Source organism: Streptomyces venezuelae (assembly GCF_008642275.1).
Taxonomy (GTDB): Bacteria; Actinomycetota; Actinomycetes; order Streptomycetales; family Streptomycetaceae; genus Streptomyces; species Streptomyces venezuelae_E.
This window is the reverse complement of the sequence record NZ_CP029189.1, coordinates 6098290-6116934: the sequence shown is the minus strand read 5'-3', so window position 1 is coordinate 6116934 and position 18645 is coordinate 6098290. Positions and strand designations below refer to the sequence as shown.

Genomic DNA, 18645 nt, shown 5'->3' with positions numbered 1-18645 from the left:
AGGTTAGCCAGCGGAATCAATCGTTCCCGCAACAATGGCCCGTCTTCAGCACTCTCCTCGCCACTGGAAGCGTTCGATGGTCCGGCCCCCTGCGGGCAGGTTCCCGCGCCCCTCGTCCCAGCCCCGGTGCAGGCAGGCGCTGCCTCCCTCCCGGAAGTACACCTGCACGTGGTCGTAACCCGGCTGCGGCGTGCCGTTGTTGAAGAAGGACCTGCGCAGCCCGCACGTGCTCCGGGGCTCGTCGGAGGCTGAGCGGCAGACGGTGCCCGTGCCGTCGGCCCCGGAGTAGAAGCAGACGTGGCCGGCCGGGCAGTCCTGCCAGGCGGGGGGCGGGGTTCCGGCGCAGTTGCGGCTGGTGACGCTCGGCCACTCCTTCGCCGTTCCCGAGTACTCGGCCCCGTCGAAGTGGGCCGGGACCCGGTGGCTCTCGTCGGTGAAGTCGCCCGACGCCAGGTAGCGCTGTTCGTAGTGCAGGTGGGACCAGGTGGAGGCGCCCGAGGTGCCGATCCGGCCGATGCGGGTGGACGGCTGGACGGCGTCGCCCTTCTTGACGTAGGCCGCCGGGTCGTCCTTCAGGTGGTAGTACGCCGTGAACCAGCCGTTGCCGTGGCTGATCTGGATGGTGTTGCCTGAACCACCCGTCCAGTACGTGGCGGACACCGTGCCCGCGGCGGACGGCAGGACCGGCAGTCCGTCGGATCCGGTGTTGCCCTCCACCACCATGTCCAGCGCCGGATCGTGGCCCCAGGTGTTCAGCTGCCAGGTGGTCCCGCACGGGAACGGCAGCTGGAACAGCGGCTTCGCCGCGGCCGGGACCGGGGCGGGTACGGACACGGGGGTGGAGGCGGAGCCGGAGCCGGAGGCAGGCGTGGGCGCACCCGCCAGCACCAGTCCCGCCAGACACGTCAGCACCACCGCCCGCAGCCTTCTCGGATATCGCAGCACGTCTTCCCCTCCCGACCCCTGTGGACGGCCCCCGGACGGGCGGTCCTGCGCGCCATGCTGGGGCCCGGGCCCGGGCGGCACCACCTCGTGGCTACGAGGGTGGGGTGGGAGCTATTGGCTGCGGCCTGCCACGGCCTGCTACGGCTCGATGAGCCCGACCCGGATCGCGTACCGCGTCAGCTCCAGCCGGTCGCGCATCCCCAGCTTCTGGAGCAGGTTGGCGCGGTGGCGCTCCACCGTCTTGGCGCTGATGACGAGGAGGTCGCCGATCTCCTTCGAGGAGTGGCCTTCCGCGACGAGCTTGAGGATCTCCTCCTCGCGCTCGGTGATCGCCCGGGCGGGCAGCGGATCGCCCTGGCGCGCCCGGTCCAGGTAGTTGCGGATGAGGGTGGTCTCGGCGCCCGGGTAGATGAACGGCTCGTCCCGGATCGCCGCCCGGCACGCCTCGACCAGGTCGCGGTCGGCGACCGACTTGGGGACGTAGCCGGCGGCCCCCGCCTTGAGCGCCTCGAAGAAGTACTGCTCGTTGTCGTACATGGTCAGGATGAGGATGCGCAGCTCCGGCCGCAGCCGCGAGAGTTCCCGTGCGGCCTGCAGGCCGGTCATCCGGGGCATGGCGACGTCGAGGACGGCGAGGTCCACCTCCCCGGACCGGGCCAGGGCGACGGCCTCCGCCCCGTCCCCGGCCTCGGCGACCACCGTGAGGTCCGGTTCGGCGTCGAGGATGAGCCGGACCCCGCGCCGTACGAGGGCATGGTCGTCGGCGAGCAGGACACGGGTCGGCGGCCTTTGCGGTGTGGTCAACTCGTGCCCTCCGTGGTCGCGATGGCGGCGGTGGTCGGGGCCGGTACGTCCAGCCGTACGTCGGTGCCGCCCTGCGGGCCGCTCCCGAGGGTGAGGTCCGCGCCGATCAGCAGGGCCCGTTCCCGCATGCCCTGGATCCCCGCGCCCTCGGCCGCGGAGCCGATGCCCCGGCCGTCGTCCCGTACCAGCAGCCGGACCGCCCCGCCGGGCCGGGCCGACAGGTGTACCTCGACCTCGCTCGCGCCCGCGTGCCGGGCGGCGTTGGTCAGGGCCTCCTGGGCGACCCGGTAGACGACGAGTTCCGCCGCTTCGTCCAGCGGGGGTACCTGGGGGCCGATGACGTGCCGTACGGTCAGCGACCCGCTGGTGAACTCGGCCGTCAGCGCGCGCACGGCGCTGTGCAGCCCGAGCTCCTCCAGGACCCCCGGGCGCAGCCTGCGGGCGATGCGGCGGATCTCGTCCAGGCTGGTGCGGGTCGTCTCCTGCACCTGGCGGAGTTCCTCCCGCAAGGGGGCCGGGGCGCGGTCGGCGGCGTGCTTGAGCTGGAGCAGGACCGCGGTGAGGGTCTGGCCGACCTCGTCGTGGAGTTCCTGGGCGATGCGCCGTCGTTCGGCCTCCTGCGCGGAGAGGGCGCGGGCGCTGCTGCCGGCCCGCTCGGCCTCCAGCCGGCCCAGCATGGCGTTGAAGGAGGTGGTCAGCTCGGCCACTTCGGCGGGGCCTTCCACCCGGGCCCGGCCGCCGGGCCGCAGCAGGTCCACGGCGCTCATCGCGCGGGTCAGCCGGCCGAGCGGTGCCAGACCGATGCGGAGCAGGGCGGCGTTGGCGATCAGCATGGCGGCCAGCCCGGCGAGCAGCACCACGGCCTCGCCGAAGAGGACCGGGGTGGAGACGGTGACCGGGCCGAACAGCAGCAGGACGGCGGTGACGAGGACGGCCGCGTTGAGCAGGAAGATCCGCCAGTACAGCGACACGGGCGTCCCTCCGCTCGTTCCGGGATCCGCCGCTCCGGCGGACCGCTCACTTCCACTATCCCCGCCGATACGCTCCCACACCTGTGGTGACCTGCGGTGGGAGCTGTGTCCCCGCTTCAGCCTGTCGGCCGCCGGGGGCGCTTGTCCATCCGTGCCGACACCCATATCCCGCGCCCTGCGCGAGATGGCACCATGAGCCCGCGCGGGGGCCGGGAGCCGCCTTCCGCCGCCGCGCCGCACCACCGCCGAACACGAAGCAAGGGGGGACAGAGCTGTGCCTGCTCCACGGATGAGCACCACGCCACTGCCCGGCATCGGGGTCCAGTACGACCTCACCACCCGCGAGCACCGCCACCTGTCGGTGATCGCCCACCGCGACGGGACCCGTACGGTGAACATCTACCGCGCCGACGATCCCGACGCGTGTGCCCAGTCCCTGCACCTGACCGCGGCGGAGACCACCTCGCTGATCGACGCCCTGATGCCCGCCCACCACAGCCCCAACCTGCTGCACACCACCGACCTCGGGCTGGTCGCCGAACGCATCGAGCTGTCCGCGCACTCGTACTGGAACGGCCGGCTGCTGGGCGAGACCCGGATGCGGACGGAGACCGGGGTCTCGATCGTGGCGGTGCTGCGCCGGGCCGAGGCCCGCCCCTCCCCCGCACCCGACTTCCGCCTGGCCGGCGGGGACACCCTCATCGTGATCGGCACCCGCGAGGGCGTCGACGCGGCCGCCTCCATACTCGGACGGGAGTGATCGCCTGTGCACTCCGCCGTCTTCCTGATCGAGTTCGGTGCGATCATCCTGGGCCTGGGCCTGCTGGGCAGGCTCGCCGGACGTTTCCGCTTCTCCCCGATCCCCCTGTACCTGCTGGCCGGTCTGGCCTTCGGCACGGGCGGACTGCTGCCGATGGGCGCGAGCGAGGAGTTCGTGGCGATCGGCGCCGAGATCGGCGTCATCCTGCTGCTGCTGATGCTGGGGCTGGAGTACACGGCCACGGACCTGGTCTCCAACCTGCGTACCCAGTACCCGGCCGGGCTGGTCGACTTCACCCTGAACGCCGTACCCGGTGCGGTCGCCGCGCTGCTGATGGGCTGGGGGCCGGTGGCCGCGGTGGTCCTGGCGGGGGTCACCTGGATCTCCTCCTCCGGTGTCATCGCCAAGGTGATGGGCGACCTGGGGCGGCTCGGCAACCGTGAGACCCCGGTGATCCTCAGCGTCCTGGTCCTGGAGGACCTGGCGATGGCGGTCTATCTGCCCATCGTCACCGCGCTGCTGGCCGGGGTCGGTCTGGCGGCGGGCAGCCTGACCCTGGCGATCGCCCTCGGGGTGGCGGGCGCGGTGCTGTTCGTCGCCGTCCGCTACGGCCGGCTCATCTCCCGGTTCGTGTCCAGCGACGACCCGGAGAAGCTGCTCCTGGTCGTCCTCGGCCTGACGCTGCTGGTCGCGGGCATCGCCCAGCAGTTGCAGGTGTCCGCCGCGGTCGGCGCGTTCCTGGTCGGCATCGCCCTGTCGGGTGAGGTGGCCGAGGGCACGCACACCCTGCTCAGCCCGCTCCGGGACCTGTTCGCCGCGGTGTTCTTCGTCTTCTTCGGCCTGCACACCGACCCGGCGAGCATCCCGCCCGTGCTGCTGCCGGCGCTCGCGCTGGCCCTGGTCACCGCCGGCACGAAGATCGCCACCGGGTACTGGGCCGCCAAGCGCGCCGGGGTCGGGGTCAAGGGCCGCTGGCGGGCCGGCGGGACCCTCGTCGCCCGCGGCGAGTTCTCCATCGTGATCGCCGGTCTCGCCGTCACCGCGGGCATCGAACCGGCTCTCGGGCCGCTGGCCACCGCCTACGTGCTCATCCTCGTGGTGATCGGCCCGCTCACCGCCCGCTACACGGAGCCGCTGGCCGCCCGGTTCCGGGCGCGGCGCGCCGTGGACACCCCGCTGCTCGCGGCCGTCCCCTCCCCCGCGAGGTCGCCGGAGGCCGCCGCGGAGCCGGCTCCCGACCAGGATCCCGCCGGGCGGCCGTAGCGGTCAGGGAGGGGCCATGGGCTTGGCCCGGCGAGGCGTACGGGGCTCCGCCCCCAGCCTGTTCACCGCGAGAGCGGCCACGACGAGGCCCGCCGCCAGGACGAGCCCGTTGGGCAGGGTGGCCCCGGCCACCGCGGCCCAGACCCCCAGGGCCACGGCCAGCCACGCGCCGGCCCGGCGGTACGCACCGGACCGGTGACCGTGCCGGTGCCGGTGGCCGTGCCGGTGCCGGTGGCCGTGCCGGTGTCGGTGGCCGTGCGGGTGCCGGTGCCGGTAGCCGTGCGGGCGCCCTTCGCCGGGGCGCGCGCCCGGTACCGGGCCCTCGTTCCCGGCCGGGTCTCCGGGACGGGTGGTCCTCGCGTCGTCGGATCGCGGCATGGCCCCGCTCCTTTCCGTCGGCCGGGCGCGGGCGAAGGGGCCGGCCGTCGCCGAGGGCCCGAACAGCTCCGCGTCAACGCCGGCGGAGCGCAGGTGGTGTTCATCGTCCGGGGCGTGTCCGGGCACCGGCGCCGCGGAGTGCGTGGCGCGCCGTGCGCCCTGCGCCGTGGCCCCCGGGGGGCCTCCCGGCGGGGGCCGGGAGGGGACTTCGCGGACGCCTCCAGCTTCCCGCGGCCCGCCGCCGCCGCGCATCGGGGCCGGCACCCATCTCGGGCGCCGGTCAGCAGATGCGCGGCAGCTGCTCCCCGATCGGCAGGTCGACCACGCGGGTGCCGCCGAGGGCGGTGCGGGCCACGACCAGGCCCGGATGGGCGTCGACCGCCTCACCGATCACCGCCGCGTGACGGCCCAGCGGATGGGCGCGCATGGCGTCGAGGACGGCGTCTGCGTGCTCGCGGGGCACGAAGGCGACCAGCTTGCCCTCGTTGGCCACGTAGAGCGGGTCGAGCCCGAGGATCGCGCAGGCGTTCGCGACGGGCGCCGGGACCGGGACGCGGCCCTCGTCGACGACGACACCGGTGCCCGAGGCGGCCGCGATCTCGTTCAGGGCGGCGGCCAGGCCGCCCCGGGTGGGGTCGCGCAGGACATGGAGGTCCGGGGTGACCGCGAGCATGGTCCGTACGAGGCCGCCCAGGGCCGCGCAGTCGCTCTGGATGTCGACCCCGAATTCGAGCCCCTCGCGGACGCTCATGATCGCCACGCCGTGGAGCCCGATCTCACCGCTGACGATGACGACGTCACCGGGTACGACGCGCTGCGGGCGCAGGTCCACCCCGTCGGGGATGATCCCGATGCCCGCGGTGTTGACGTAGATGCCGTCCCCGTGGCCCGCCTCCACGACCTTGGTGTCGCCGGTCGCGATCTCCACGCCCGCGGCGCGGGCGGCCGCGCCCATGGCCTCGGCCACGCGCGCCACCACCGGCAGCTCGACGCCCTCCTCCAGGATGAACCCGCAGGAGAGGTACGCCGCTTCGGCGCCGCTCATGGCCAGGTCGTTGACCGTGCCGTTGACCGCGAGGTCGCCGATGGAGCCGCCGGGGAAGAACAGCGGCCGCACGACGTAGGAGTCGGTGGAGAAGGCCAGCCGGACCCCGCCCAGGGAGACGGCAGCGGAGTCCCCGAGCTGGGCGAGCACGTCACCGCCGAAGGCGGGGGCGAAGAGGTGCTGGACGAGCTCGGCGGAGAGGGCGCCCCCGCCGCCGTGCCCCATGACCACACGGGGGCGGTCGCGCAGCGGGGCCGGGCAGGTCCAGCCCGTGATGTCGAGTGCGGTGTCAGACAACGGGGCTCGCCTCCAGCGGGGCGCTCGCAGCGGTCGGGGCGGTCGCGGCGGCGGGCACCGCGCCCAGTTCCAGCCTCCGGTAGAGGTAGTACGCGGCGCAGGCGCCCTCGCTGGAGACCATGGTGGCGCCGAGCGGGCTGCGCGGGGTGCACAGGGTGCCGAAGGCCTCGCACTCGTGCGGTTTGAGCAGTCCCTGGAGCACCTCGCCGCTGCGGCACTCGGCCGGTTCGCGGGTGTTGATGCCGGTGACCGAGAAGCGGTGCTCGGCGTCGAAGTCGCGGTAGCGCTCGGACAGCCGCCAGCCGCTGTCGGGGATGACGCCGATGCCCCGCCAGGCCCGGTCGGTGACCTCGAAGACGTCCTCCAGCATGGCGAGGGCGGCCGGGTTGCCCTCGGGACGCACGGCTCGGGCGTAGGCGTTGTCGACCGTGTGTTCGCCGCGTTCCAGCTGCCGCACGGCCCGGCGCACGCCCTCCAGGATGTCGAGCGGCTCGAAACCCGTCACCACGATCGGCACCCGGTGGCGGGCCGCCAGTTCGGGGTACTCGCGCACGCCCATCACGCTGCACACGTGCCCGGCGGCGAGGAACCCCTGGACCCGGCAGCTCGGCGACTGCATGATCGCCTCGATCGCCGGGGGAACCCGGACGTGGGAGACCAGCAGGCTGAAGTTGGGGATGCCCAGCTTCTTCGCCTGGTGGACCGTCATGGCGTTGGGCGGCGCCGTGGTCTCGAAGCCGATGCCGAAGAACACCACCTGGCGCTTCGGATTCTCCTGGGCGATCCGCAGGGCGTCGAGCGGGGAGTAGACGACGCGTACGTCGCCGCCCTCGCTGCGCACCTGGAACAGGTCGCGACCGGTCCCGGGCACCCGGAGCATGTCCCCGAAGGAGCAGAAGATCACATCGGGCCGGGAGGCGATCTCCAGCGCCTTGTCGATGACCTCCAGCGGGGTGACGCACACCGGACAGCCCGGCCCGTGGATCAACTCCACCTGTGACGGCAGGAGTTGGTCGATCCCGTGCCGGATGATGGTGTGGGTCTGGCCGCCGCAGACCTCCATCAGGGCCCACGGGCGGGTCACGGTGGCGTGGATGTCGTCCAGAAGCCGGCGGGCGAGGGCGGGGTCCTGGAACTCCTCGATGTACTTCACGGCTGGACTTCCTCCTGCGGTGCGGCGAGGGCGGGCGCGGGTTCCGGGCCGGGACCCGGAACGGGTGCGGGATCGTCGGCGAAGGGCCACGGTTCGCCGCCGGCCGCGGCGGCCTGCTCCCAGGGATCGCCGAACTCCTCCTGGAGCATGCCTAGTTGCTCGAAGAGTTCGAGGGTCTGCCTGGCCGACTCCTCGTCGAGGCGCTGGAGGGCGAAGCCCACGTGGACGATGGCGTACTCGCCCACCTGGAGGTCGGGCAGATACTCCAGGCACACTTCCTTCTGCACACCGCCGAAGTCGACGGTGGCCATGCGGGTGCCGTCCTTCTCCCCGATGTCGAGCACTCTGCCGGGCACCGCCAGGCACATGGGTTTCTCCTTGCTGTGGGTGTGTCAGGGGGTGTGCTGCGCAGCGGCCACCAGGAGCTGGCCGAGGGAGAGCCCGCCGTCGTTCGGGGGGACCCGGCTGTGCCGCAGGACGGTGAATCCGGCGGCGCCGAGGCGCCGGGCGCACGCCGAGGAGAGCAGGGTGTTGGCGAAGACCCCGCCGGTCAGGGCGACCGTGTCCAGGCCGTGGCGCTCGCGCGCGAGCGCGCAGAGCGCGGCGACAAGGTCGGCGACGGCGGTGTGGAAGCGGGCGGCGATCAGCGCCGGGTCCGTGCCGGCGCGGACGTCCGCCACCACGGCGGCCAGGACGGGCGCCGGATCGGCGGTGACCGGACCGCCGTCGGGGTCGGTGCTCGCTCGGAGGCCGAAGGCGTAGCCGGGTCCGGGATCGGCTTCGGGCGTGCCCAGGGCGGCGCCCTCCAGTTCGATGGCGGCCTGCGCCTCGTAGCCCGCCAGGTGGCAGATGCCGGCCAGGGAGGAGACGGCGTCGAAGAGGCGGCCCATGCTGGAGGTCGGGACGCAGTTCAGTCCCCGTTCCAGCTGGCGCTCCAGCAGCGCGAGTTCTCCCGGCGGGCAGGCGGCCGTGCAGGGCAGCTCGGGGGTCCGGTCGATGCCGGCGGCCCGCAGATGGGACAGCGCCATGCGGTACGGGCGGTGCACGGCCGCGTCGCCGCCCGGCAGCGGGACGTAGGCGAGGTGGGCGAAGCGGGTGAACCCGGCGTAGTCGGCCAGGAGGACCTCACCGCCCCACACGGCGCCGTCGTCGCCGTAGCCGGTGCCGTCGAAGGCGACCCCGATCACCGGGCGGCCGGCGCCCCGGCCGTGCTCCGCCAGGGTGGAGGCGATGTGCGCGTGGTGGTGCTGGACGCGGACGAGCGGCCGGGCGCCCGCGGCGCGCTCCGCCCACCGGGTGGAGCGGTAGCCGGGGTGCCGGTCGGCGGCGAGCAGCACGGGGGTCACGCCGGTGATGGACTCCAGCTGCCGCTCGGCGCCTTCGAGGGCGTACTGGGTGGCGAGGTCGTCCATGTCGCCGATGTGCGCGGACAGCCAGGCCTGGCGCCCTGCACCGAGGCAGAAGGTGTTCTTCAGGTCCCCGCCCGCGGCGAGGGTCGCGGGCACGGGCACCGGCAGGGCCAGCGGGAGCGGGGCGTACCCGCGCGAGCGGCGTACGGTCAGTGTCTCGCCGTCGCACACCCGCACCACGGAGTCGTCGCACGGCACGTGGATGGGGCGGTCGTGCGTGAGCCAGGCGTCGGCGAGGCCGGCGAGCCGGTCCAGGGCCTCGGCGTCGTCGGTGACGATGGGCTCTCCCGCGAGGTTCCCGCTGGTCATGACGAGCAGCCGGGGTCCGGGCGGGTCCCCGGGCAGGCCGAGCAGCAGGTGGTGGACGGGGGTGTACGGGAGCATCACGCCGAGGTCGGGACAGCCGGGCGCGACCCCGTCCGGGCCGTCCGCGCCCGGTCGGCGGCGGAGCAGCACGATGGGCCGCACGCCGCCCGTGAGCAGCCGCCGTTCCTCGGGGCCGATGTGCGCGAACCGCTCGGCTTCGGCGAGGTCCCGGGCCATCAGGGCGAAGGGCTTGTCCCCGCGGGCCTTGCGCCGGCGCAGCTCGGCGACGGCGCCCGGGTGGGTGGCGTCGCAGGCCAGGTGGTAGCCGCCCAGGCCCTTGACGGCGAGGATCGCGCCGTCCGCCAGGAGCCGGCGGGCCTCGGCGACCGGGTCCGGGCCGGTGCTCTCGCGGGGCGGCCGTCCGGTGAGCAGCCGGAGGCGGGGGCCACAGGCCGGGCAGGCGACCGGCTGGGCGTGGAAGCGGCGGTCGGCCGGGTCGCCGTACTCCCGGGCGCAGTCGGGGCACAGGGGGAAGGCGGCCATGGTGGTGTGGGCGCGGTCGTACGGCAGCCCGGTGACGATGGTGAAGCGCGGCCCGCAGTGGGTGCAGGTGATGAAGGGGTGCCGGTGGCGCCGGTCGGCCGGGTCGGCCAGCTCGGCAAGGCAGTCGGCGCAGGTGGCCACGTCCGGGGAGACGAGCGTGCGGGCGGGGCCGCCGGTCCGGGAGGCGACGATGGTGAATCCGGTGCCGCCCGCGACGGGGACCTCCCAGTGGTCGACGGCGTCGACGACGGCCAGCGGGGGTGCGTCCGCCGCGAGCCGTTCGCAGAACCGCGACACCGCCGACGGGGCGCCCTCGACCTCCGCGACGACGCCCTCGGGGGTGTTGGTGACGTGCCCGGCGAGGCCCAGCCCCGTCGCGCGGGTGTAGACGTAGGGCCGGAAGCCGACGCCCTGGACCACGCCCCGGACGGTGACCCGGCGCCGTTGCACCGCTTCCATCAGCGGGTCTGCGCGACCGTGTGGAGGTGCGGGTGCTGGTGGTCGTGGTCCTCGTCGTGGTCGTGGTCGTGGTCGTGAGCGTGCTCGTGCTCGTGCTCGTGGTCGTGCTCGTGGTCGTGGTCGTGGTCGTGGTCATGACCGTGACTGTGGCCGTGGCCGTGCGCGTGCTGCCGGCCGGCCATCACCGGTGTGTGCGTGCCCTCCCCCGACCCGGCGGCCAGCGCCCGGTCGAGCAGGACGCCCAGGCCCTCGCCCGCGCGTGCCGAGGTGAGCACCACCTCCACACCCGGATTGACCTGCTCGACGTTGGCGCGGAAGGCGGCCTCGTCGAACTCGACGGCTTCCGCGATGTCGGTCTTGGTGACCACCACCAGCTGGGCCAGCCCGAAGGCGGTCGGGTACTTCAGCGGCTTGTCCTCGCCCTCGGTCACGGAGGCGAGCACCACCCTCAGCGACTCCCCCAGGTCGTAGCCGGCCGGGCAGACCAGGTTGCCCACGTTCTCCACGAAGAGCAGCCGGGTGTCCCCGGGCAGCCAGCCGTCCAGGTGCCGGCCGAGCATCGCGGCCTCCAGGTGGCACAGCCCGTCGGTGAGGACCTGTTTGACCGGTACGCCCGAACGGGCCAGCCGCAGCGCGTCGTTCTCGGTGGCCAGGTCGGCCGTCAGCGCGGCCACGGGCACGCCGCGCTGCCGCGCGAGGAGCAGTTCGCGCTCCAGCAGCGCCGTCTTGCCACTGCCGGGGCTGGAGAGCAGGTTGACCACGGTCGTTCCGCGGGCGGTGAGTTCGGTGCGCAGGACCTGGGCGGCTTCGTCGTTCTTGGCGAGCACCGCCTGCCGCAGATCGACCACTCGGCACATGGGTTCAGGCCTCCTCGGGAATCGGTTCGCGGGTACGGGCACCGGCGGGGCCGTCCTCCCAGCGCACGCTGAGGATCTCCAGCTCACGGCCCGACAGCAGTTCCACTCCGGTGGCCCTGCCGCATCCGGGGCAGCACAGTTCGGGGGGCATGCCCACCGCCCAGCTGCCGGGGCAGGAGCCGCAGCGGGCGCGGCCCGGCACGGACTCCGTGACGAGTTCCGCGCCTTCGAGGACCGTTCCGGCGCAGGCCAGTCCGAAACAGAAGGCCAGCGCGTCGGGGACCACCCCGGCCAGCTCACCGACCCGCAGCCGTACGGAGGTGACGGCTTGTGCGCCGCCCGCCCGGGCCGCCTCTTCCACCTGGCCCACGACGGCCATGGCGATCGACATCTCGTGCATCGGACTCCGTCCTGCCGGGGCTCATTGAACCGGCGGGACGGGGTCCGTGCGGGCGGGCACGCCGGTGCGCGCCGCGCCCCGTACGCCATTCGGGCGCCCGTGTCCGCACCCGCGTCCACGGCGGCGCCCGCGCCGGTGTCACATCCGGCGCATGCGCAGGTAGCGGCGGATGTCGGGGACGAACTGCAGCAGGACGGCGGTGATGGCGGCGATCGCGGCCCCGCCGATGACGGCCTTCTTCATGGGGTTCTCCTCAGTTCGCGGCGAGGCCGGACGGTTCCGGGCGAGGCCGGTCGGTTGCGTCGTGCGGCCGGCCGTGGATCAGGTCCAGGGCCGTGCGTACGGCCTCGGGTACTGCGGCGGTCACGGGTGCGCTCAGTCCGATGCCCTCCTCGACGGCGGCCGGTTCGCAGCCGAGGACGAGGGTGCGCCGGGGCGGGGTGGCACCCGTCCCGGCGCACAGGGTGTCCAGCAGGGCGAGGACGGTGTCGGGGGACATCTGGTGGCCGTCGAGGGCGGGCGGCGGCGGTTCCCCGGCGCCGGCCGGGCCCGCGCCCGTGCCCGTGCCCGCGCCGCCGTCGACCTCGATGAGGTACAGCGTGCCCGGCGCGCCGCCGCGTGCGGTGGCGTCGACCAGCACGAGCGTGTCGTAGCCGTCGAGCAGCTGGTAGGCCAGGTGGACGCCGCGTACGCCGAAGTCCACCACCTCGACCCCGTCGGGCAGGGGGTGCTCGGCCAGTGCCCGCACGGTCTCGACGCCGAAGCCGTCGTCACCGAGGAAGACGTTGCCGATGCCCGCGACCAGGACCCGGCCGTTCACGCGTCCTCCAGGGGGGTGACCTCGTCGGGCTGGAAGTAGAGGAACCTGCCCTGTTCCCGCCGGATGTCCGCGCCCGGGTCGTCCTCCACGGTGACGGCGAGGTGCACTCCCCCGTCGACGTCGTGCAGCACCGCCTCGACCAGCGCGGTGCGGCCCTGGAGGAACAGGTCCTGGGCGTCGGTGCGGCGCAGTCCCGGGCGCAGCCGGACGCGGCTGCCGGGGCCCACCGGGGCGCCGTCGACGGTGATCCGGTCGCGGGCCGGGTCGGCGGTGTCCGCGCGGGCCGGGTCCCACCAGGGAGTGTCGGGCCGGAACACCGCCTCCTCGGAAGGGAGTTCGGCGAGGAGCGGCGGCTGCTCGGGGCCGGTGACCTCGCGCAGGGCGCGTACCGCGCCGTGCAGCCGTTCGAGCACCTCGGGGGGCATGGAGTCGGCGAGGTCGATCACGGCGGCGGCCCGGGGGTCCGTGCCGCGCGCCTCCCGCTTCTCCTGTTCGGTCAGGGCGGCCGTGCGCAGGGCGAGGATCTCGTCGATCTCCAGGGCGTCGTACATGGCGCCCGCGCTCTCGGGGGCGATGGCCGGGTGGTCCTCCAGGATGATCGGGGAGGACAGGACGACGTCGGCGCGGCCGGGTTCGCCCGCGAGCACCGGCCAGGTGTGGCGGTTCTCGCAGGCGGCCACCGCCTGCCTGGCCCATTCGGGCGGGTCGGTCATGGACAGGAACGATCCGCTGTCCAGGCCCAGCAGCAGGTGGGCGGCGACCAGCGAGTGGGGCAGGGCGGCCTCGCGGCCGGCGGGTCCGGTCCCGGGCGGCGGTGTCCACGGGCTGGTGTTCTCCACCACTGCCCGGAGCCTGAACACGCGGTAGGCGCCGGGCAGTTCGGTGGCGTGCAGCCGCAGCACCCCCTCGATCTCCCCGGTCCGGCGGACCAGGCGGCCCACCGTACGCCCGTCCGTGTCGAGGACGGGCTCGGGGTCGACGCGGGCTGGACGCCGGAAGGGGAAGGTGACGCCGCCTTCGCCCAGCAGGTCGGCGACGGGGACGGTCACCTCGACCCGTTCCTCGGCACCCTCGTCCCAGGGCACGAGGACCCGGTCGGCCAGGTGCAGTTCCGGGACCTCGGTGAAACCGCCGTCGTCCGAGGCCTGTTGGACCGTGCGCCGCTGTGCGTGCAGGAACCGCAGTTCCAGGGCGAGGGTCGCCGTGCCCCGCGGTTCCATCAGGATCTCGGTCTGCTGGAAGACGTGCTCCTCGTGGGCGGCGCCCCAGGCCGGGGGCACGAGGACGCCGAACTGCCAGCGCAGCCGGTTCTTCGCGGCGGAGGCCCGGTAGGGGTAGAGCACGTACCCCTCCAGCAGGACCGCGTCGGCCACCTGCCGGGCGGTCTCGAAGCGGGAGTGGGTGGTGGTCGTCGTGGTCACGGGGCCGCCCCCTCGGTGAGGCGCGGCAGGATCGCGCCCAGCCGGACGGGACCCGGGGGGTCCTGCGGGCGCGGCGGGCCGGCGGCGTCGAGCAGGGCCCGTACGGTCGCCTCCCACGAGGCGAGGGCGTGGCGGGAGCGGAAGGCGAGCAGCTCGTCCATGGTGTCGCGGGGCAGCCGCAGCCAGCCGCAGCCGGGGAAGTGCTGCTCGATCATCTCGCGCCACACGGCCACGGGCATCCGGTACGCGGCTTCGCGGTCCCAGGGCACCGGTTCGACGCGGAAGCCGGCGTCACCGGTGAAGGCGGTGCCGGAGAACAGCATCAGCAGCGGCACCTCGCCCTCCGCCAGGGCTTCGAAGTACCGGGTGGCGGCGATGTCCATGTCGTAGGTGCAGGGCACGACGAGGTCGGTCTCGGTTTCCCCGGTGAAGCTCGGGATCATGACGGAGACCTGGGCGAACTGCACGGGCTGGAGGGTGTTGCCCCAGCGGGAGCGCTCGCCGAACAGGTCCACGAGCCCCTCGGCCTCGGCGGGGCCGTAGCCGCGCCGCGCCGGTTCGATGCGGATCTGGCAGCGCAGGGCGATGGCGTGCACCCGGGCGTCCCCGGCCGCGGTGATCCGCAGCCGGAAGACGAGGGTGGGGCCGGCGGCGTACGGGTCGGCGCGGACCCCGGTGCAGGTGAAGGCGAATTCCGTCATCGGATCCCGTCCTCGTCGGCCGTGCCGGGCAGGGCCCTGGCCCGTCGTTCCACCTGCGCGAAGAAGGCGTCCAGGGCGGCCCGGGCCTCCGCACCGCCGTCGAAGCCCTGCCACAGCAGCCGCATCCGCCCCACCAGTTCGTAGCAGATGTCGATCGGCACCAGGTGGCAGTCGGTTCGGCCCTCCGAGCGGCGCAGCAGCAGCGCTTCGACGTCGGGTTCCAGGAGCGCGGCCAGCCGGCCGCCGCCGAGTACGGTCTGCCAGGTCTCGGGGTCGAGTTCGCTCTCGGTGGCTCCGGCCGGGCTCGGGTAGAGGGCGACCAGCCGGTCGAGGGCGGCGTTGCGGAAGAAGAACGCGACGCCGACCGGGATCTGGAGGTGTTCCCAGGCACCGTCGTCGAGGCGGTGGGCGGGGTCGGTGAGGTAGCGGTCCGGTACGGCCCGCAGCCGGCCGGTGGCCGCGCCCGGCCGGTCGAACAGCAGGGCGCAGGCGGTGCAGGCGCAGAGCAGGGCGCGCTGTTCGGTCTGCACCAGGTGGCGGTGGCCGTCGGGGCGCACGGCGGCCCCGCACAACTCGCAGGTCTCGGGGCGGGGCGGGCGCGGGCCCGCGAACCGGCGCAGCCCGCGCGGGGCGCGCGGGCCGTCGTGGAGGAGACCGGGCCCGCTCACGGCACCCGCGCCGGGCTCGGGGGCCGGGTGCCGATCTGCAGCAGGGCGGGGGCGGGGGCCGCGGCCGGCTCCCGCTCCACGCTCGTCACCTCGGGGGCGAAGCAGGTCAGGGTGTCCTCCAGCGTCCGTCCGGCGTCGGCGCGGCCGCCGGAACCCGACCCGCAGCCGCAGCCGGTGGAGGCGGCGGCCGGGCGCAGCCGCAGGACGCCGGTGCCGGCGTCGAAGCCGAGTACCTCCATCGGTTCGCCGTGGGCGGCCAGGGCGCGGGCGATGCGGGTGGGCACGTCCTCGGGGTGCAGGCCGTGCAGGGAGAGCAGGCTCGCCACGAGTTCGTCGCCGTAGACCGGCGCGAGCGGGCCGTCCCCGACCTTCTCGACGATCCGGGCGAGCCCGGCGCCGTAGAAGTCCATGAGGACGCGCACCAGTTCCTCCGCCGCCTCGCACGCCGCCCGGTCGCCGGTGGCGGCGAGCCGGTCGAGGACCTCCTCGACGCGGCGCCCCGCCTGGGGCCCGTCGATCGCGGCCCTCATCCGCCCAGTCCGCTCAGACCGGTGGGCACGTGCATGGTCTTGACCGTCTTGCCGCCACCGACGTACATGTGGACGCCGCAGGGCAGACACGGGTCGAAGCTGCGGACCGCGCGCATGATGTCGATGCCCTTGAAGTTCTCCGGGGTGTTCTCCTCGAAGATCGGGGTGTTCTGCACCGCGTCCTCGTAGGGGCCGGGGGTGCCGAAGGTGTCGCGGGTGCTGGCGTTCCACGGGGTCGGCGGGTACGGGTGGTAGTTGGCGATCTTCCCGTCGCGGATCACCATGTGGTGCGAGAGCACGCCGCGCACGGCCTCGGTGAAGCCGACCCCGAGGCCCTCGTCCGGGACCTCGAACTTCTCCCAGGTCTGGGTGCGCCCGGCACGGACCTCGGCGAGGCCCTTCTCGGCGCAGTGCAGGGCGATGGCGGCCGCGTAGGCCTGGAAGTAGGTGCGCGCGCGGTTGCGTTCGAGCGCGTTGCTCCACTTCGGGATCTTCCACTCGAAGCGGGTCTCGGGCTTGGTCATGGTGCGCGGCAGGGTGATCACGACGCTGTTGCCGGTGGCCTGCACGTAGTCGGTGTGGACCAGGCCCGACAGGGCGGTGGACCACAGGCGGGCGATGGGGCCGCCGCCGGTGTCCAGGGCCAGGTGGTCCTTGCCGTCGAACCAGCGCGGGGACATGACCCAGCTGTACTTGTCGTCGAAGTTGCGCTTCTGCGGGGCCGGGATGGTGTGCTGGTTCCACGGGTGGCGCGGGTCGACCGGGTTGCCGAGCGGGTCGTGGGTGACGAACTGCTCCTGGCCCTGCCAGTCGTCGTAGTACGAACTGCCGAGCAGGATGCGGATGCCGAGGTTGATCTCGGTGAGGTCGTTGGTGACCAGCTTGCCGTCCACCACCACGCCCGGGGTGACGAACATCTTCCGTCCCCAGTCGGTCATGTTGGCGTACGTGAAGTCGCAGTACTCGGGGTCGTTGAGGGCGCCCCAGCAGCCGAGGAGGACGCGCCGGCGGCCGACCTCCTCGTAGCCGGGCAGGGCCTCGTAGAAGAAGTCGAACAGGTCGTCGTGGAGCGGGACGACCTTCTTCATGAACTCGCAGTACCGCATGAGGCGGCTCATGTAGTCCGTGAAGAGCTGGACCGAGGCGATGGTGCCGACGCCGCCCGGGTAGAGGGTGGAGGGGTGCACGTGGCGGCCCTCCATCAGGCAGAACATCTCGCGCGTGTAGCGGGAGACCTGGAGCGCCTCGCGGTAGAACTCGCCCTCGATGGGGTTGAGGGAGCGCATGATGTCGGCGATGGTCTTGTAGCCGTGCTCGCCGGCGTGCGGGGCGGGGGTGCGCTCGGCGAGCTCCAGGACGCCCGGGTTGGTCTCGCGGACCATCTTCTCGCAGTAGTCGACCCCGACCAGGTTCTCCTGGAAGATGTTGTGGTCGAACATGTACTCCGCGGACTCGCCCAGGTTGATGATCCACTCGGCCAGGTGGGGCGGCTTCACCCCGTAGGCCATGTTCTGCGCGTACACCGAGCAGGTGGCGTGGTTGTCACCGCAGATGCCGCAGATGCGGCTGGTGATGAAGTGCGCGTCGCGGGGGTCCTTGCCGCGCATGAAGACGCTGTACCCGCGGAAGACCGACGAGGTGCTGTAGCACTCCGCGACCCGCTTCTGCTTGAAGTCGATCTTCGTGTGGATGCCGAGGCTGCCCACGATCCGGGTGATCGGATCCCAGGCCATCTCCACCAGGCCGCTGCCGTCCGCGGCTGCCTTCGTCTGCGGTGTCATCGTTTCTGCCGTGACCCTTCTTCGGTGCGGGGCTGGAGTTTGGGGGGGGTGCTTCCGTGGGATCCCGGGGACCGTCACCAGGGCGGGCGGTAGCCCGTGGTCAGGGCGCGGCCGGTCTGCCTCCACCTCGGTTCCTCGTCCACGGTGTGGGCGGTGACCGACCGGAGCCGGCGGATCAGTGCGCCGTACGCGCCGCTCGCCTTGGTCGAGACCTTGGCGCCGGGGGGTTCGTCCATGAAGGGCATGAACTTGTCGGGGAAGCCGGGCATCGTGCAGGCGATGCAGATGCCGCCTACGTTCGGGCAGCCGCCGATGCCGTTCATCCAGCCGCGCTTGGGCACGTTGCACTTGACGACGGGGCCCCAGCAGCCGAGTTTGACCAGGCACTGCGGGGAGTCGTACGTCTCGGCGAACTGGCCCTGCTCGTAGTAGCCGGCCCGGTCGCAGCCCTCGTGGACGGTGGCCCCGAAGAGCCAGGTCGGGCGGAGCTTGTCGTCGAGGGGGATCATCGGGGCGGAGCCGGCGGCCTGGTAGAGCAGGTAGGTCAGGGTCTCCGAGAAGTTGTCCGGCTGGATCGGACAGCCCGGGACGCACACGATCGGGATGCCGGCCTTCGAGGTCCAGTCCCAGCCCAGGTAGTCGGGCACGCCCATGGCGCCCGTCGGGTTGCCCTCCATGGCGTGGATGCCGCCGTAGGTGGCGCAGGTGCCGATGGCGACGACGGCGAGGGCCTTGGGGGCCAGCCGGTCGATCCACTCGCTGGTGGTGATGGGCTGACCGGTCGCGGGGTCGTCGCCGAAACCGCACCAGTAGCCCTCGGGCTTGATCTTCTCGTTCGGGATCGATCCCTCGACCACCAGGACGAACGGATCGATCTCGCCCCGCTCGCCCTTGAAGAACCACTCGATGAACGTGTCGGCGCCGCCGACCGGGCCGCACTCGAAGTCGATCAGCGGCCAGTGCACGGCGATCTTCGGCAGACCGGGCAGCACGCCGGTCACGATCTCCTCGATGCTCGGCTGCATCGCCGCCGTCAGGGAAACGGAGTCGCCGTCGCAGCTCAGACCCGCGTTGATCCAGAGGATGTGGATCAGCGGGTCCTCGACCGGATCCTTAGTCGCAGTGGCCATGGGA

20 protein-coding genes are annotated in these 18645 nt (G+C 73.3%); 2 read left to right on the top strand and 18 right to left on the bottom strand.

Going from position 1 to position 18645, the window contains the following annotated elements; all coding sequences use genetic code 11:
- Positions 1–45: 45 nt before the first annotated feature.
- The 3 genes from DEJ51_RS27090 to DEJ51_RS27080 form a co-directional block, all read right to left on the bottom strand.
- Entirely contained in the window at positions 46–945 is a 900-nt protein-coding gene (locus DEJ51_RS27090) for a peptidoglycan DD-metalloendopeptidase family protein (protein WP_150260202.1), read from the bottom strand.
- A 138-nt stretch (positions 946–1083) separates the two neighbouring features.
- Positions 1084–1749: a response regulator gene (locus tag DEJ51_RS27085; protein WP_150260201.1), complete on the bottom strand. Its 666-nt coding sequence runs from the start codon at positions 1747–1749 to the stop codon at positions 1084–1086.
- On the bottom strand, positions 1746–2720 hold the full coding sequence (locus DEJ51_RS27080; RefSeq protein WP_150260200.1) for a sensor histidine kinase: 975 nt from the start codon (positions 2718–2720) through the stop codon (positions 1746–1748). Before DEJ51_RS27080 ends, DEJ51_RS27085 begins: the two co-directional genes overlap by 4 nt.
- 289 nt (positions 2721–3009) lie before the next feature.
- Between DEJ51_RS27080 and DEJ51_RS27075 the strand changes: the two genes are divergently transcribed.
- Together DEJ51_RS27075 and DEJ51_RS27070 are read left to right on the top strand one after the other, a co-directional pair.
- Positions 3010–3480 carry a cation:proton antiporter regulatory subunit gene (locus tag DEJ51_RS27075; protein ID WP_150260199.1) on the top strand — a complete coding sequence of 157 codons (471 nt, stop codon included), beginning with the start codon at positions 3010–3012 and terminating at the stop codon, positions 3478–3480.
- Between the two features lie 6 nt (positions 3481–3486).
- Positions 3487–4743: a cation:proton antiporter gene (locus DEJ51_RS27070; RefSeq protein WP_150260198.1), complete on the top strand. Its 1257-nt coding sequence runs from the start codon at positions 3487–3489 to the stop codon at positions 4741–4743.
- A 3-nt stretch (positions 4744–4746) separates the two neighbouring features.
- Here DEJ51_RS27070 and DEJ51_RS27065 read toward each other — a convergent pair whose 3' ends face one another.
- The 15 genes from DEJ51_RS27065 to DEJ51_RS27000 all read right to left on the bottom strand — a co-directional run bounded on the left by DEJ51_RS27065 (position 4747) and on the right by DEJ51_RS27000 (position 18641).
- Entirely contained in the window at positions 4747–5121 is a 375-nt protein-coding gene (locus DEJ51_RS27065) for a hypothetical protein (protein ID WP_190620663.1), read from the bottom strand.
- A 280-nt stretch (positions 5122–5401) separates the two neighbouring features.
- Positions 5402–6463: a hydrogenase expression/formation protein HypE gene (gene hypE / locus DEJ51_RS27060; RefSeq protein WP_150260196.1), complete on the bottom strand. Its 1062-nt coding sequence runs from the start codon at positions 6461–6463 to the stop codon at positions 5402–5404.
- Positions 6456–7616: a hydrogenase formation protein HypD gene (gene hypD / locus DEJ51_RS27055; RefSeq protein ID WP_150260195.1), complete on the bottom strand. Its 1161-nt coding sequence runs from the start codon at positions 7614–7616 to the stop codon at positions 6456–6458. Before hypD ends, hypE begins: the two co-directional genes overlap by 8 nt.
- Positions 7613–7984, bottom strand: a complete 372-nt coding sequence (locus DEJ51_RS27050) for a HypC/HybG/HupF family hydrogenase formation chaperone (RefSeq protein WP_223835981.1) — start codon at positions 7982–7984, stop codon at positions 7613–7615. The genes hypD and DEJ51_RS27050 overlap by 4 nt, the downstream gene beginning before the upstream one ends.
- A gap of 24 nt (positions 7985–8008) precedes the next feature.
- The gene (hypF, locus tag DEJ51_RS27045) at positions 8009–10333 is read right to left on the bottom strand and encodes a carbamoyltransferase HypF (protein WP_150260194.1); all 2325 of its coding nucleotides are present in this window, start codon (positions 10331–10333) and stop codon (positions 8009–8011) included.
- The gene (gene hypB / locus DEJ51_RS27040) at positions 10333–11190 is read right to left on the bottom strand and encodes a hydrogenase nickel incorporation protein HypB (protein WP_150260193.1); all 858 of its coding nucleotides are present in this window, start codon (positions 11188–11190) and stop codon (positions 10333–10335) included. The genes hypF and hypB overlap by 1 nt, the downstream gene beginning before the upstream one ends.
- A 4-nt stretch (positions 11191–11194) precedes the next feature.
- Positions 11195–11590 (bottom strand): hydrogenase maturation nickel metallochaperone HypA, encoded by a 396-nt coding sequence (locus DEJ51_RS27035; protein WP_150260192.1) that lies wholly within the window; start codon positions 11588–11590, stop codon positions 11195–11197.
- A gap of 138 nt (positions 11591–11728) precedes the next feature.
- Positions 11729–11833: a DUF6893 family small protein gene (locus DEJ51_RS35885; protein WP_411757357.1), complete on the bottom strand. Its 105-nt coding sequence runs from the start codon at positions 11831–11833 to the stop codon at positions 11729–11731.
- Between the two features lie 10 nt (positions 11834–11843).
- Positions 11844–12410, bottom strand: a complete 567-nt coding sequence (locus DEJ51_RS27030) for a hydrogenase maturation protease (protein WP_150260191.1) — start codon at positions 12408–12410, stop codon at positions 11844–11846.
- The gene (locus tag DEJ51_RS27025) at positions 12407–13831 is read right to left on the bottom strand and encodes a hypothetical protein (RefSeq protein WP_150260190.1); all 1425 of its coding nucleotides are present in this window, start codon (positions 13829–13831) and stop codon (positions 12407–12409) included. The genes DEJ51_RS27030 and DEJ51_RS27025 overlap by 4 nt, the downstream gene beginning before the upstream one ends.
- Positions 13828–14532 (bottom strand): DUF6084 family protein, encoded by a 705-nt coding sequence (locus DEJ51_RS27020; RefSeq protein WP_150260189.1) that lies wholly within the window; start codon positions 14530–14532, stop codon positions 13828–13830. The genes DEJ51_RS27025 and DEJ51_RS27020 overlap by 4 nt, the downstream gene beginning before the upstream one ends.
- The gene (locus DEJ51_RS27015) at positions 14529–15200 is read right to left on the bottom strand and encodes a DUF5947 family protein (protein WP_150260188.1); all 672 of its coding nucleotides are present in this window, start codon (positions 15198–15200) and stop codon (positions 14529–14531) included. Before DEJ51_RS27015 ends, DEJ51_RS27020 begins: the two co-directional genes overlap by 4 nt.
- Positions 15197–15730: a hypothetical protein gene (locus DEJ51_RS27010; RefSeq protein ID WP_150260187.1), complete on the bottom strand. Its 534-nt coding sequence runs from the start codon at positions 15728–15730 to the stop codon at positions 15197–15199. Before DEJ51_RS27010 ends, DEJ51_RS27015 begins: the two co-directional genes overlap by 4 nt.
- On the bottom strand, positions 15727–17511 hold the full coding sequence (locus DEJ51_RS27005; protein ID WP_150260186.1) for a nickel-dependent hydrogenase large subunit: 1785 nt from the start codon (positions 17509–17511) through the stop codon (positions 15727–15729). Before DEJ51_RS27005 ends, DEJ51_RS27010 begins: the two co-directional genes overlap by 4 nt.
- A 74-nt stretch (positions 17512–17585) precedes the next feature.
- Positions 17586–18641, bottom strand: coding sequence for a hydrogenase expression protein HypE (locus DEJ51_RS27000; protein WP_150260185.1), 1056 nt, complete (start codon positions 18639–18641; stop codon positions 17586–17588).
- Between the last annotated feature and the right edge of the window lie 4 nt (positions 18642–18645).